Origin of the sequence: Corynebacterium sp. AOP40-4SA-5, from assembly GCF_052377355.1 — a bacterium.
In the GTDB taxonomy this organism is placed as follows: domain Bacteria; phylum Actinomycetota; class Actinomycetes; order Mycobacteriales; family Mycobacteriaceae; genus Corynebacterium.
This window is the reverse complement of record NZ_JBQSWS010000007.1, coordinates 1-12,601: the sequence shown is the minus strand read 5'-3', so window position 1 is coordinate 12,601 and position 12,601 is coordinate 1. Positions and strand designations below refer to the sequence as shown.

The following is a 12,601-nucleotide window of genomic DNA, read 5'->3' as shown; positions in this document are numbered from 1 at the left end:
TGGACAACTTCCGTCCGGAACCGGCGGGGTTGTCCACAGGCGGTGAGAGGGTCGTTGACCCGGCGTGGGGACGCTGTGGATGATGGTCCCACCGGGGAAACGAGGTGGGGGACGGCTCCACCGACCACCGGGAGGCGGCCGGGGGCCGCCGCACAACCCGGGGGAGACCGGGGGAGGAGCGTGCCGGAGATGGCGCTACAGCAGATGTCCGTGACCATGACAGGCTTCGCCGCGACGCACCCGCAGCGGCACAACAACGTCAACAGGCTCGTCACCTTCCGCATGGCGTCCACGCCGAGCTGGAACGACAACGGGGAATGGAAGGACTCCGGCACCCTGTTCATCGACGTGCAGTGCTGGGGACGCCTCGGCCAGAACGTGCTGCAGAGCGTGGTGAAGGGCGCGCCGCTGGTCATCACCGGCCGGATGACGTCCTACACCTACGCCCCGGAGAACGCCCGCACGAACAACGAGGGCAAGGAGATCCTCCATACCCTCTGGCGGGTCTCCGCCTCCAACATCGGCCTGGACCTGAGCCACTCGCCGTCGACCTGGTCGCGGCTTGACCGCGTCAAGGAACCACAGACGCAGGACGCACCGGCGGACGCGGCGGCATCGAAGTCACCGTCGGAGAGCCTCGGCGGCTACGCGGCCGTCGGTGCCTCCGGCGCGTCCGGCGAGTCCGGTACTGACGGGGATGCAGGCACCGACGGCGACTCGGCACCGGTCGACGACTTCGTCGCCGCCGCCGGCGACGCGGAGCCCTCCTTCTGACCGTCCGGGGACGCGTGGCCTGAAGGTCGAGGAGGTGGCAATCATCAGGTTCATGACGACGAGCGAACTGCGTCGGACCAAGACACCGAAGAAGATTCGGGCGGCGGTCCGGGACGGGGAAATCTTCCGCCTCGCCCAGGGGATCTACTGCGACGAGGAGCCGGACGACAGGACGGTTCTCGTCGCGCTCCATGAACTCCGGGGGCTGGTGTACACGGGGAGTACGGCGATGAGCCTCTACCTCGACCGGCCCTTCCGGTGGCCCGTGGAAGCACGGTGCACGGGTCAGGCGCGTCGCTCAGAGCTCTACTCACTTCGCCGTGGCGTACCGGAGCGGATCCGGACGGCAGGTGGAATCGCACTGGTCAGTCCCCTGCAAGCCGCGCTCGACGCTGAGCTTCCCGACGGCGAACTCCGCGGCTTCCTCGCGAACGCCTACCACGGCATCGGTGCGGATAACCTCCTGGAACTGGACCTTGCGTCGCTGGTCAAGGGCAGGAAGCAGGCGGTCGTGTTGCTCGAGGGGACGCCGATCGGTGTAATGAGCAAACTGGAGCGCCGGGCCTTCGAGATCGTGAGTGAGGCGTTGGCGGACCTCCCCGTCACCGTATTGGTCAACCGGATGGTCGGGAACTACTGCTATGACCTCGTAATCCCGGAGGCGCAGGTGGCCGTCGAGATCGACAGTTTCAGGTATCACGCGGCGGAGGGGGAAGGTGTCACGCTGGGGAGCTTCGTCAAGGAGCGGTGGAAGGACAACGAGATCACCCACCACGGCTGGGTGCTGCAGCACTACACCGACGCCTGCATAAGACGGGCGGCCGAGCGCGTCGCCCGAGACATCCGGCGTGCTGTGCTTCCACGAATCAACAGGCAGTCCCCGGCGATTCCCGGGAGTGACGAGGACGCCGTCATGCGGTGGCACCCGGCGGTAGGGTCCACCCGCGGGTACGCGGCGGGTTAGTTTGAGGCAAGGGGTACCAAGTTGGACCTGGGAGCGTTGAGTTGACCAACTCAACGCTCCCAGGTCCAACTTGGTACCCGTCTTCGTCAGAACACCGGGTCCCGCCGAGGCAGGGGAGGGGGTACGCGCATCTTCGGGGAAGCGTGGCGTGGTGGGGTAGGCTCGTCCAACGTATATGCAAGGGCTTCGACGCACAGGCGCACGCAGCCAGGTAAACCGGAGGGAACACATTGGCCGAGTTCATCTACACGATGAAGAACGTACGCAAGGCTCACGGCGAGAAGGTCGTCCTCGACAACGTCACCATGAGCTTCTACCCGGGGGCGAAGATCGGTGTCGTCGGACCCAACGGCGCCGGCAAGTCCTCGCTGCTCAAGATCATGGCCGGCATCGACCAGCCGTCCAACGGTGAGGCGTTCATCGACCCGGGTGCCACCGTCGGCATCCTGCTGCAGGAGCCGCCGCTGAACGAGGAGAAGACCGTCCGCGGCAACGTGGAGGAGGGTCTCGGCGAGATCTTCGAGGTCAAGACCCGTTACGAGGCCATCGCCGAGGAGATGGCCACGAACTACACCGACGAGCTCATGGAGGAGATGACCGAACTCCAGGAGAAGATCGACGCCGCCGACGCCTGGGAGCTCGACTCCAAGATCGAGCAGGCGATGGACGCCCTGCGCTGCCCGGCGCCCGAGGAGATGGTGACCCACCTCTCCGGTGGTGAGCGTCGTCGCGTGGCCATGGCGAAGCTGCTGCTCAGCGAGCCGGACTTGCTGCTGCTGGATGAGCCGACCAACCACCTGGACGCCGAGAGCGTGCTGTGGCTGGAGAACCACCTGGCCAACTACAAGGGCGCGGTCCTGGCCGTCACCCACGACCGCTACTTCCTGGACCATGTCGCGCAGTGGATCTGCGAGGTCGACCGCGGAAAGCTCTTCCCCTACGAGGGCAACTACTCCACCTACCTGGAGACCAAGGCCGAGCGTCTCGAGGTCGCGGGCAAGAAGGACCAGAAGCTGCAGAAGCGCCTCAAGGAGGAGCTGGCGTGGGTCCGCTCCGGGGCGAAGGCACGCCAGGCCAAGAACAAGGCCCGTCTGCAGCGCTACGAGGAGATGGCGGCGGAGGCCGAGCAGTACAAGAAGCTCGACTTCGAGGAGATCCAGATCCCGACTCCGCCGCGCCTGGGCAACCAGGTCGTGGACGTGAAGAACCTGACCAAGGGCTTCGACGGTCGCACGCTGATCAAGGACCTGTCCTTCACCCTGCCGCGTAACGGCATCGTCGGAGTGATCGGCCCGAACGGTGTCGGTAAGTCCACGCTGTTCAAGACCATCGTGGGTCTGGAGCAGCCGGACGCCGGCGAGGTGCAGGTCGGCAAGACCGTGGAGCTGAGCTACGTCGACCAGAACCGGGAGAACATCGACCCGGAGAAGACCGTCTGGCAGATCGTCTCGGAGGGCCTGGACTACATCATCGTCGGCCAGAACGAGATGCCCTCGCGTGCCTACCTGTCTGCCTTCGGATTCAAGGGCGGCGACCAGCAGAAGCCGGCGAAGGTGCTCTCCGGTGGTGAGCGCAACCGCCTGAACCTGGCGCTCACGCTGAAGATCGGCGGCAACCTGATCCTGCTGGATGAGCCGACGAACGACCTGGACGTCGAGACCCTGAGCTCGCTGGAGAACGCCCTGCAGAAGTTCCCGGGCTGTGCGGTGGTCATCTCCCACGACCGTTGGTTCCTGGACCGTACCTGCACCCACATCCTCGCGTGGGAGGGCAACTTCGCCGAGGGCCAGTGGTTCTGGTTCGAGGGCAACTTCGAGGACTACGAGAAGAACAAGGTCGAGCGACTCGGTGCGGACGCCGCCCGACCCACCCGGGTAACACATCGCCGGCTTTCCCGATAGAATCCTCTACGAGACAAAACAGGACAACTGCGGTTCCCGCTTCTCGGGCGGACCGTTCAGGCGGGGCCTCAGCGTCACATGCTGGGGCCCCGCCCTCGTAAGGAGAAGACTTCGATGCCTTTCGTTGACCACGAGGCCACCGGTGCCCGCTACCACAGCACACGGGTGAACCTCCGCTGGTCTGACTTCGACCAGTTCCAGCACGTCAACAATGCGGCGTACCTGGAGTTCTCGCAGGACGCGCGGATCGACTTCGTGCGCGACGTCCTCACGGAGATCGACATGTCGATCCCGGCGTTCGTGGTCCGGTGGGCGTCGGTGGACTACCAGAAGTCCGTGTCGTCCAGCGAGGTCGCGGTGGTGGTGGAGTCGTTCATCTTCCAGGTGGGCGTGAAGTCGTTCAAGATGCGCCAGTACATCCGCAACGGCCAGCACCGTCTGGTGGCGGTGGTGGACACGGTGAACGTGGGCGTGGACCCGATGTCCGGCAAGACCAGGGAGTGGACGGAACACGACCTGAAGGTCATCGACACCTTCCTCATCCCGCTGAACGAGGAGGAGGCCGCGGTCGACGGCACGCGCGACGGCGGCACCGTGGTCGGCGGGCGCCAGCGCTAGCCGGCGGGCGGACCGATACCCTGGCAGTCATGGTGCTCAACTTCCCCGGCTCCTCGCAGGACGCCCAGCTCACCCTGACCCTCACCCGCCCGGCGGACGTGCAGGCCGCCGCGCTGCGCCGCACGGCGGCCGTGGCGTCCCGCGTGCTGCGCATGGACACCGGCGCGATGGCGCGGGTGGTGCAGGTCGGCGACGAGATGTCGGACGTGATCTTCTCCACGCCGCTGGGGTGCATCGTCGCCGAGCGGATCCACGCGGTGCCCTCGGTGCCGGACGCGGTGGTGCTGGCTGAGCCCGTGCCGCGGCTGCTCGCCGGGGTGGTGGAGAGCCCCACGCGTGGGACGGTGAGTCTCGGCGGGGTGGTGTCGTTGCTGTGGACGGGGACTGCGCCGCCGGCGACGGGGTTCCGGTTGATCGACACGGTCCCGGCCGCCGACGTGCGCTCCCTGTTCGAGGGCATGCAGCGCGAGGCGGACGAGCACTCCGGGCCGGCGGGGTTGCCGCCGTCGCTGCTGGACCAGCCGCTGCTGCGTCTGACCGGTGATGCAGACGATGCCGGGGCGGTGGAGATCGCCGGACGCGTCGTCGCGGCGTTGGGGGCCCTGGGCCTGGTGGTGGAGCCGCGCCGCGAGGACCTGCGCGCCCACGACCTGATCCGGGTGAGCGCGACAGGCTCGTGGATCCGTATCGACGCGTTGTTCGGCACCGCCTACGTGCCGCGCCCGGGCGGGCTGGCGCGCATCCCGTCGCCGCGCTAGCGGCGTCCTGCAGCTCGTCTACTACAGCTTGTTGACGAGCATGTCGGCCACGCGGACCATGTGCTCCCACATCGCCGCGCGCGGGGCCTCGGGAAGGTCCTCGTCGCTGACGGTGTCCAGGGCGTTGCCCATGAGCACCAGCCAGCGCTCGCGGGCGGCGGCGTCGATGGGGAAGTGCATGTGGCGCATGCGCAGGCGCGGGTGGCCGCGGTGCTCGGTGAACGTCTGCGGCCCGCCCCAGTACTGCACGAGGAACCACCGCAGGCGGTCCTCGGCGCCGGCCAGGTCGTCGGCGGGGTACATGGGACCGAGGATGTCGTCGTCGGGGATCTGCCGGTAGAACTCGTGCACGATCCGGCGGAAGATCTCCTCGCCGCCGACGGCCTCGTAGAAGCTGCTGGGTTGAGTCATCAGCGGGCGTCGAAGGCCCGGGCCGTGGCGGCGCGGTCGGCGCGCGACAGGCCCTCGGACAGGACGCGGCGCAGGCCGGCCGGGGTGGACTCGTCGGCGGCGGTGGAGCGCAGGTCGTCGGCGACGTCCTCGTAGCCGGCCCAGGAGGGGAACAGCCCGTCGAGGGTGCGCAGCGCCATCTCGGACGACAGGTTCTCCCACATCTCCACGGCACGCTGCACGTACTCCGGGCCGAAGGGGGAGAGCAGCTCGCCCTGGCCGACGTGGGTCAGCCCGCCCATCATGAAGCGCAGCTCCAGGTTGCCGAGCTCACGCCCGTTGAGGGTGATGGCGTTCCAGGCGTTGCGCTTGACCTCGATGTCGGGGCGGGCGATGCGAGCCTTCATGGCGTTCATGCGTCCGGACGACGACAGGTCGGCCTGCTCCTCGTCCTCGACGAGTTCGGCGGCGTCCTCGTCGGGCAGCACGTCGACGGCGCCGACGAGGGCGGTGATCAGGCGCCAGCGCAGGTCCTGGTCCACGGTGAAGCCGGGCAGCAGGTCGCCGGCGGACACGTCGCCGATGCCGAGCAGCCCGGAGATCCAGACGGTCGACTCGGCGTCCTGCGCGGCGTTGGCGTAGGCGCGCACGAACGCCAGGCGTGCCTGGCCCTCGGTGCGTTCGGCACCGGCACGCAGCCCGGCGAGCAGCTGGGCGCGTCCTTCCGGACGCCACGACGGTGCCGCGTAGTTCTCGACGGCGCCGATGGCCTGCGCGAGGATCTGCTCGAGCACGCCGAGCTGCGTCTCCGCCCAGGCGCCGCGCACGACGAGGGCGACGAAGTCACGGGCGCGCATCTGGGCGTTGCGGGTCATCTGCCACGCCGCCGACCAGATCAGCGAGCGGGCCATCGGGTCGGCGATGCCGGCGATGTGCTCCACGGCGGTGGCCAGGGAGTCCTCGTCGAGGGCGAGGAAGCCGTAGGCGAGGTCGTCGTCGTTGACGAGCACCAGGTCGGCCTTCTTCTCGCCGACGAGCTCGGGGACGTCGGTGGACGCCCCGGCGACGTCGGTCTCCACGCGGCGGCGCAGGACGACCGACGCTGCGTCCCCTTCGTCCTGCAGGTCGTAGAGGCCCACCGCGAGGCGGTGGGTGCGGGTCTCGCCGTCGCCCGGGGCGGCGCCGGACTGGGTCACGGCGAAGGAGGAGTAGGTGCCGTCGGTAACCTCCGTCTCCGTGCCGAGGGTGTTGATGCCGGTGGTCTTGAGCCACTGGTCGGCCCAGTCGGACAGGTCGCGCCCGGAGGCCTTCTCCAGTGCACCGAGCAGGTCGTCGAAGGTGGCGTTGCCGAAGGCGTGGTTGACGAAGTGCGCGCGGATGCCGGCGAAGAACGGCTCCAGGCCCACGTAGGCGGCGAGCTGCTTGAGCAGCGAGGCGCCCTTGGCGTAGGTGATGCCGTCGAAGTTGGCGTCGACCTCGACCAGGTCGTTGGCCCCGGAGAACACCGGGTGGGTCGAGGGCAGCTGGTCCTGCGCGTACGCCCAGGACTTCTCCTTGTTCGCGAAGGTCACCCAGGCGGTGTCGTAGGACGTGGCGTGGGTCTGCGCCATCGCCGAGGACCAGGTGGCGAAGGACTCGTTGAGCCACAGGTCGTCCCACCAGCGCATCGTCACCAGGTCGCCGAACCACATGTGGGCGAGCTCGTGCAGGATCGTGTCCGCCCGACGCTCGTACTCGTAGTGGCTCGCCGCCGAGCGGAAGACGTACTCGTCGCGGATGGTCACGCAGCCGGCGTTCTCCATCGCGCCCATGTTGTACTCGGGGCAGAAGATCTGGTCGTACTTGTGGAACGGGTAGGCCACCCCGAAGTTCGCCGCGTAGTAGTCGAAGCCGGACTTGGTGACGTCGAACAGGACGTCGGCGTCGAGGTACTCGGCCAGCGACTGGCGCACGAACAGGCCCAGCGGCACGGTGATCTCGCCCTCGGGCACCAGGCGGGTGTCGGTGACGCCGGCGACCTCGGCGGTGGGGGTCAGCGACCCCGTCCACGAGTCGGTGACGTGGTACCAGGGGCCCACGCAGAAGGCGATGAGGTACGTCGACAGCGGGTAGTCCACCACCGCACGGTGGGAGGTCTCCCCGGTCTTCTCGCCGCCGGTGGTGGTGGTCTCCACGGAGTTGTTGGTGACCACGGTCCACGTGGTCGGCGTGTGGACGGTGACCTCGTAGGTGGCCTTGATGTCCGGCTGGTCGAAGCAGGCGAAGACGCGCTTGGCGTCCGCCGCCTCGAACTGGGTGTACATGTACACCTCGCCGTCCGCCGGGTCGAGGAAACGGTGCAGCCCCTCACCGGTGGTGGAGTACAGCGACTCCGCGACGATGGTCAGTTCGTGACGCCCCGCGGTCAGGTCGGTGAGCTGGAGGCCACGGGCCTCGTCGTAGCGACCCTCCCCGTCCCCGGGCAGGGCCAGGGGCAGGATGTCCGCACCGTCCAGGTCGACGGTGGTCACCTCGTCGGCGCGCAGGTCGATGAAGGTGGACCCTGCCGTGGTGGCGGTGAAGGTCACGGTGGTCACCGACGAGAACGTCTTGTGGTCCATGTCCCCGCCCTCGGTGAGGTCGAGGTCGATGGCGTAGTGGACGTCCGTGATCAGGTCCGACCGCTCGGCAGCCTCGGATCGGGTCAGGTTGGTTGAACTCATAGGGGACCACCATAGTCGGCGTGGACCGTCCTGTCCGGACATGGGTCGGTTCGGGGGCGCGTATTCTCAGTGGGGCGATCAACGACATGCATGCCAGGCACACGCCAGACAAGGAGTTGCACACATGAGCACCAGCACCACACCGGTCACCCTGTACTTCGACGCGACCTGTCCCTTCGCCTGGGTGACCAGCAGGTGGATCAAGGAGGTCGAGGCCGTGCGCGACATCGACGTGACCTTCGCCCCGATGAGCCTGGCCGTGCTGAACGAGGGCAAGGACATCCCCGACGAGTACGCCGAGCGCATGACCGCGGCGTGGGGCCCCGCGCTCGTCGCGGCGGCCGTCTACACCCGTGAGCCGGAGAAGGTCGACGCGCTCTACACCGCCCTGGGCACCCGCATCCACGACCAGGGACAGGGAGGACGCACCGGCGACGGTGCCTACGACGACCTCATCGCCGAGGTCCTGGAGGAGGTCGGCCTGTCGGCCGACTACGTCGACGCCGCGCATTCGCGCGGTGACTCGCCGGAGGCCTGGGAGCCGACGTTGCGCAGCTACCAGTCGACGGCGATCGCCAAGGTCGGCGACGACGTGGGCACGCCCGTCGTCGAGCTGGACGGACGGGCGTTCTTCGGCCCGGTGCTCACCCGGGTGCCTCGCTCGGAGGAGGCGGGGAAGATCTTCGACGCTGCGGTGACCCTGGGTAGTTACGAGCACTTCTTCGAGCTGAAGAAGTCCCGCACCGAGGACCCCAGCGCGGAGTAAGTCGCCAGGGGGCCTGCTCTCAGGTACCCCCGGGGGTGGGGCGGTCCGGGAAACGTGTAGTGGTTAGCGTTCCTTGTGGATAGTATCTGCCGTATCGGCAGTTCACGGCGCGGCGCGGTGTCGTCCGGTGCCGAGTAGCTCTCCTCTTCCTTTCCGCACCACCACACACAAGGGGTAAGAACACCATGGGTTCACTTTCAGACTTCACCGACATCATCAGCGAGGTCCTGCAGATCACCCTCGGCCTGATCCGGGGCGATCTCACCGTGCTGAGCACCGAGGGCTCCCTCGAGGGCGTCTTCGACACCAGCAGCGAGTGGGACCTGACCGGTTCGCTGTCCGACATCACCGGCTCGCTGGCCGAGGGTGACGCCATCTCCGGTTCCCTGGGCGACGGCGCAGAGGGCTAGGCCATGCCTGAGATTATCGGGTCCATCTGGGAGTTCATCCAGCTCATCACCGGCATCCTCGGCGGGGACAACTCCGTGCTGAGTACGGACGGCTCGCTTGCCGGTGACGAGACCGCCGGCGAGATCGGCGGCAGCCTCGTCGGCTCCATCGTCGGTTCGCTCGGTATCGAGGACGAGCTGCCGGGAACCTTGCCCCAACTGATCGGCTCCCTGGGCGAGGAAGTCGTTGGCTGAGTGACGTTCCCCCACTCCTCGCCGTAGGGCCGTAGGGGAGGGGCGAACATCGAGCGTGGGATGGCTGAATCATCGGATTCAGCCATCCCACGCTCGATTTCTGTCCCTTCGGCGCACCCCGGGTTGAGGGGTGCCGGTGTTATCCGGGGTGCAACTACCGGTGTTGTCCACTGTCGGGGGCCGCCGTCGGATAAACTCAGGGCCATGCGTATTTACCTCGGTGCTGACCATGCCGGATTCGAGATGAAGAACGTCATTGCGGACCACCTCAAGGAGGAGGGGCACACCGTCATCGACTGTGGCGCCCACACCTTCGACCCTGAGGATGACTACCCCGCGTTCTGCATCGAAGCCGCGCGCAAGACCGTCGACGACAAGGGCTCCCTGGGCATCGTGCTCGGCGGCTCGGGCAACGGTGAGCAGATCGCCGCCAACAAGGTCGTCGGCGCCCGCTGTGCCCTGGCCTGGTCGGTGGAGACCGCCAAGCTGGCCCGCGAGCACAACAACGCCCAGCTGATCGGCATCGGCGGGCGGATGCACTCCGAGGAGGAGGTCCTCGACATCGTCGACGCCTTCATCTCCGAGTCCTGGTCGGGCGTGGATCGCCACCAGCGGCGCATCGAGATCCTCGACACCTACGAGCAGACCGGCCAGACCCCGGGGATCCCGGACGCCAAGTAGTCAGGATGACGTCGGGCCCTCCGGGTCCTGACTCTCCTGTGCCTGACCCTCCTGGGCCCGGCGTTGGCGTCCGGCGTTCCAGTCCTTGACCTCCTGGGAGTCCCAGAGGGTCAGGCCGTGGTGTTTGGCGGCCGGTTCGGGGGCCCGGCCGCGACCTGCGTAGCTGGTGAAGGTGCCGCGGGACGTCCCGGCGTGGTCGGCGCACTCTGAGGCCGTCCACAGCTCGCGACCGCTGTCCGCGTCGATGATGGTGGGCTTCATGGACGCTTACGGTACTTTTCCTTTGACAATTGGGTGGCCTCAACGCCATATCCGACCACCCATGCCGGACAAAGGTGCTGTTGAGGTCATTCTTGCCCCGGGGGCGGCGCATGACGGGGGTAACCGCAAGGCGGAACTTTAGTTATCCACACATGATCGTCCGGGCTGGGCGGTGTGATGAACCTCTCCGTGCAGGGTTGCGCGCACCGGCATAGTGTCGGAGAGGTAGTCAACGACAATTCTCATGTACAGGAGTGGCCCACATGGCTCGCAATTACGCGGAACAGCTCGTCGCAGCCCTGGAGGCTCAGGGCGTTCGTAGAATCTTCGGTCTCGTCGGAGACAGTCTCAACCCGGTGGTGGACGCGGTCAAGCGCAGCAGCATCGAGTGGTTCCACGTGCGTAACGAGGAGGCAGCCGCCTTTGCCGCGGGTGCGGAGTCCGAGGTCACCGGCAACCTCGCGGTCTGCGCCGGCTCCTGCGGTCCCGGAAACACCCACCTGGTGCAGGGGCTCTACGACTCGCACCGCAACGGCGCGAAGGTGCTGGCCATCGCCAGCCACATCCCTTCGCAGTTCATCGGGTCGCACTACTTCCAGGAGACCCACCCGGAGGCGCTCTTCGCCGAGTGCTCCGGCTACTGCGAGATGGTGAACTCCGCGACCCAGGGAGCCACGATCCTGCACCACGCGATTCAGTCGACGATGGCAGGCAACGGTGTGTCCGTCCTCGTCCTGCCGGGCGACATCGCCAGTGACGAGGCGGTGGACTCCCCGCAGCTGGAGTCGGCCATCGCCGCGGAGCGTCCTGCCGTGCACCCGGCCAAGAGCGAACTGGTCGCGCTCGCCGCGGCGATCAACAAGGCCAAGAAGATCACGATCTTCGGCGGCGCGGGCTGCAAGGACGCCCGCGAGGAGGTCTTCGCCCTGGCGGAGAAGATCAAGGCCCCGGTCGGCCACGCCTACGGTGGCAAGGAGTACCTGCACTACGACAATCCCTACGACGTGGGCATGTCCGGCCTGCTGGGCTACGGTGCCTGCTCGGAGGCCTTCGACGAGGCCGACCTGCTGATCCTGCTGGGCACGGACTTCCCGTACACCGAGTTCCTCCCGCGCGACACCGACACCGCGCAGGTGGACATCAAGGGCCGCAACATCGGACGCCGCACCACGGTGAAGTACCCGGTCACCGGTGACGTCGCCGCGACGATCGAGGACCTGCTGCCGTTGCTCGACGAGAAGGACGACTCGTCCTTCCTGTCCTCGATGCTCGCCGCGCAGGAGAAGAACCTGCGCCACGTCATCGACGCCTACACGAAGAACATCGAGAAGCACGTCCCGCTGCACCCGGAGTACGTCTCCTACGTGCTCGACGAGCTCGCCGACGACGATGCGGTCTTCACCGCCGACACCGGCATGTGCAATGTGTGGCACGCCCGCTACGTGACGCCGACCGCCAACCGCAAGCTGCTGGCGTCCTTCCGGCACGGGACGATGGCCAATGCTCTGCCGCAGGCCATCGGTGCGGCCGAGGCCGTGGAGGGCAAGCGTCAGGTCGTGGCGATGTGCGGCGACGGTGGCCTGGGCATGCTCATGGGTGAGCTGCTCACCCTGAAGCTGCACCAGGTGCCGCTCAAGGCGATCGTGTACAACAACTCCACCCTGGGCATGGTGAAGCTGGAGATGCTTGTGGCCGGCATGCCCGACTTCGGCACCGACCACGAGAAGGTCAATTACGCCGACATTGCCGAAGCATGCGGCATCAAGTCCTTCCGCATCGAGGATCCGAAGGACGTCCGCCCGGTGCTCGCCGAGGCGCTCGCCTACGACGGTCCGGTGGTCGTCGACGTGGTCACCGACCCGAACGCACTGTCCATCCCGCCGGAGATCTCGCTGGAGCAGGTCGCCGGTTTCGCCCGCGCGGCCACCCGCACCGTGCTCGAGGGCGGCGTGGGCAAGATGTTCACCATGGCGAAGTCGAACCTGCGCAACGTGCCGCGCCCGTCCGGCTTCAAGGGCCTGTAGGACGCCGAAAACCCCCTTCCGACTCTGGTCGGAGGGGGTTTCTCCGTGGAGGGAATGACTGGAATCGATCCCGCGTCTCTAGCGTGGAAGGCTGGCCCTCGCGTGCACTCTCTAGGGC

Annotated in this window: 13 protein-coding genes; 10 read left to right on the top strand and 3 right to left on the bottom strand. The window is 67.3% G+C overall.

The genetic code is table 11. The features are described from left to right. Positions 1–204 precede the first annotated feature (204 nt). The 5 genes from ACT3S3_RS05775 (at position 205) to ACT3S3_RS05755 (ending at position 5,015) form a co-directional block, all read left to right on the top strand. Positions 205–774 carry a single-stranded DNA-binding protein gene (locus tag ACT3S3_RS05775; RefSeq protein WP_444626442.1) on the top strand — a complete coding sequence of 190 codons (570 nt, stop codon included), beginning with the start codon at positions 205–207 and terminating at the stop codon, positions 772–774. A 34-nt stretch (positions 775–808) separates the two neighbouring features. Then, positions 809–1,738, top strand: a complete 930-nt coding sequence (locus tag ACT3S3_RS05770; protein WP_301442320.1) for a hypothetical protein — start codon at positions 809–811, stop codon at positions 1,736–1,738. Positions 1,739–1,968: 230 nt separating this feature from the next. After that, positions 1,969–3,639, top strand: coding sequence for an energy-dependent translational throttle protein EttA (gene ettA / locus ACT3S3_RS05765; RefSeq protein ID WP_301442321.1), 1,671 nt, complete (start codon positions 1,969–1,971; stop codon positions 3,637–3,639). 114 nt (positions 3,640–3,753) lie between these two features. Next, positions 3,754–4,257 carry an acyl-CoA thioesterase gene (locus ACT3S3_RS05760; protein WP_301442322.1) on the top strand — a complete coding sequence of 168 codons (504 nt, stop codon included), beginning with the start codon at positions 3,754–3,756 and terminating at the stop codon, positions 4,255–4,257. 29 nt (positions 4,258–4,286) lie between these two features. Then, entirely contained in the window at positions 4,287–5,015 is a 729-nt protein-coding gene (locus ACT3S3_RS05755) for a hypothetical protein (protein WP_301442323.1), read from the top strand. 21 nt (positions 5,016–5,036) lie between these two features. Here the strand turns inward: ACT3S3_RS05755 and ACT3S3_RS05750 are convergent, their stop codons facing one another. Then, positions 5,037–5,426: a globin gene (locus tag ACT3S3_RS05750; protein WP_301442324.1), complete on the bottom strand. Its 390-nt coding sequence runs from the start codon at positions 5,424–5,426 to the stop codon at positions 5,037–5,039. Next, positions 5,426–8,107 (bottom strand): aminopeptidase N, encoded by a 2,682-nt coding sequence (gene pepN, locus ACT3S3_RS05745; RefSeq protein ID WP_441579068.1) that lies wholly within the window; start codon positions 8,105–8,107, stop codon positions 5,426–5,428. The genes ACT3S3_RS05750 and pepN overlap by 1 nt, the downstream gene beginning before the upstream one ends. A gap of 124 nt (positions 8,108–8,231) precedes the next feature. On the opposite strand from pepN, the gene ACT3S3_RS05740 reads away from it, so the two are divergent. The 4 genes from ACT3S3_RS05740 to ACT3S3_RS05725 all read left to right on the top strand — a co-directional run bounded on the left by ACT3S3_RS05740 (position 8,232) and on the right by ACT3S3_RS05725 (position 10,198). Next, entirely contained in the window at positions 8,232–8,873 is a 642-nt protein-coding gene (locus ACT3S3_RS05740) for a mycothiol-dependent nitroreductase Rv2466c family protein (RefSeq protein ID WP_301442326.1), read from the top strand. 185 nt (positions 8,874–9,058) lie between these two features. Further along, positions 9,059–9,283, top strand: a complete 225-nt coding sequence (locus ACT3S3_RS05735) for a hypothetical protein (RefSeq protein ID WP_301442327.1) — start codon at positions 9,059–9,061, stop codon at positions 9,281–9,283. A gap of 3 nt (positions 9,284–9,286) precedes the next feature. Continuing rightward, entirely contained in the window at positions 9,287–9,517 is a 231-nt protein-coding gene (locus ACT3S3_RS05730) for a hypothetical protein (protein ID WP_301442328.1), read from the top strand. A 204-nt stretch (positions 9,518–9,721) separates the two neighbouring features. Next, positions 9,722–10,198, top strand: a complete 477-nt coding sequence (locus ACT3S3_RS05725; protein ID WP_441582289.1) for a ribose-5-phosphate isomerase — start codon at positions 9,722–9,724, stop codon at positions 10,196–10,198. On the opposite strand, the gene ACT3S3_RS05720 is transcribed toward ACT3S3_RS05725, so the two are convergent. Next, positions 10,199–10,459 (bottom strand): hypothetical protein, encoded by a 261-nt coding sequence (locus tag ACT3S3_RS05720; protein ID WP_301444172.1) that lies wholly within the window; start codon positions 10,457–10,459, stop codon positions 10,199–10,201. It abuts the gene before it with no gap. A 263-nt stretch (positions 10,460–10,722) separates the two neighbouring features. On the opposite strand from ACT3S3_RS05720, the gene ACT3S3_RS05715 reads away from it, so the two are divergent. Then, entirely contained in the window at positions 10,723–12,483 is a 1,761-nt protein-coding gene (locus ACT3S3_RS05715; protein WP_301444171.1) for a pyruvate dehydrogenase, read from the top strand. Positions 12,484–12,601: the final 118 nt, after the last annotated feature.

Excerpts from the sequence above, each read along its gene's own strand:
- ACT3S3_RS05715 (WP_301444171.1), top strand. The coding sequence starts at position 10,723 with ATGGCTCGCAATTACGCGGAACAGCTCGTCGCAGCCCTGGAGGCTCAG.
- ACT3S3_RS05775 (WP_444626442.1), top strand. The coding sequence starts at position 205 with ATGTCCGTGACCATGACAGGCTTCGCCGCGACGCACCCGCAGCGGCAC.
- ACT3S3_RS05735 (WP_301442327.1), top strand. The coding sequence starts at position 9,059 with ATGGGTTCACTTTCAGACTTCACCGACATCATCAGCGAGGTCCTGCAG.
- ACT3S3_RS05730 (WP_301442328.1), top strand. The coding sequence starts at position 9,287 with ATGCCTGAGATTATCGGGTCCATCTGGGAGTTCATCCAGCTCATCACC.
- pepN (WP_441579068.1), bottom strand. The coding sequence starts at position 8,107 with ATGAGTTCAACCAACCTGACCCGATCCGAGGCTGCCGAGCGGTCGGAC.
- ACT3S3_RS05740 (WP_301442326.1), top strand. The coding sequence starts at position 8,232 with ATGAGCACCAGCACCACACCGGTCACCCTGTACTTCGACGCGACCTGT.
- ACT3S3_RS05750 (WP_301442324.1), bottom strand. The coding sequence starts at position 5,426 with ATGACTCAACCCAGCAGCTTCTACGAGGCCGTCGGCGGCGAGGAGATC.
- ACT3S3_RS05725 (WP_441582289.1), top strand. The coding sequence starts at position 9,722 with ATGCGTATTTACCTCGGTGCTGACCATGCCGGATTCGAGATGAAGAAC.
- ACT3S3_RS05755 (WP_301442323.1), top strand. The coding sequence starts at position 4,287 with ATGGTGCTCAACTTCCCCGGCTCCTCGCAGGACGCCCAGCTCACCCTG.
- ACT3S3_RS05760 (WP_301442322.1), top strand. The coding sequence starts at position 3,754 with ATGCCTTTCGTTGACCACGAGGCCACCGGTGCCCGCTACCACAGCACA.
- ACT3S3_RS05720 (WP_301444172.1), bottom strand. The coding sequence starts at position 10,459 with ATGAAGCCCACCATCATCGACGCGGACAGCGGTCGCGAGCTGTGGACG.